Raw genomic sequence first — 565 nt, 5'->3', positions numbered from 1 at the left:
GGTGCTGCCTCAGATTCAGGTTATGCCGCTCAATTCGCTGCGTATATCGCTTGCTGATTACGTGCAGCTTTCCCTTCAGGCGGGATTCATACAGCGGCCAGCCATCCGTCATCCATATCACCACGTCAAAGGGTGACAGCAGGCTCATAAGACGCCCCAGCGTCGCCATAGTGCGTTCACCGAATACGTGCGCAACAACCGTCTTCCGGAGCCTGTCATACGCGTAAAACAGCCAGCGCTGGCGCGATTTAGCCCCGACATAGCCCCACTGTTCGTCCATTTCCGCGCAGACGATGACGTCACTGCCCGGCTGTATGCGCGAGGTTACCGACTGCGGCCTGAGTTTTTTAAGTGACGTAAAATCGTGTTGAGGCCAACGCCCATAATGCGGGCTGTTGCCCGGCATCCAACGCCATTCATGGCCATATCAATGATTTTCTGGTGCGTACCGGGTTGAGAAGCGGTGTAAGTGAACTGCAGTTGCCATGTTTTACGGCAGTGAGAGCAGAGATAGCGCTGATGTCCGGCGGTGCTTTTGCCGTTACGCACCACCCCGTCAGTAGCT

At 55.8% G+C, this 565-nt stretch carries 1 pseudogene; it reads right to left on the bottom strand.

The annotated features are described in order from the left end of the window. Positions 1–565 (bottom strand): annotated as a pseudogene (locus tag SB749_RS18665) (IS1-like element IS1B family transposase); the annotation flags it as partial.

The sequence above is a fragment of the Brevibacterium sp. SIMBA_078 genome (genome assembly GCF_046534565.1).
Classification (GTDB): Bacteria; Actinomycetota; Actinomycetes; order Actinomycetales; family Brevibacteriaceae; genus Brevibacterium.
This window is presented reverse-complemented; position numbering and strand designations above follow the sequence as displayed.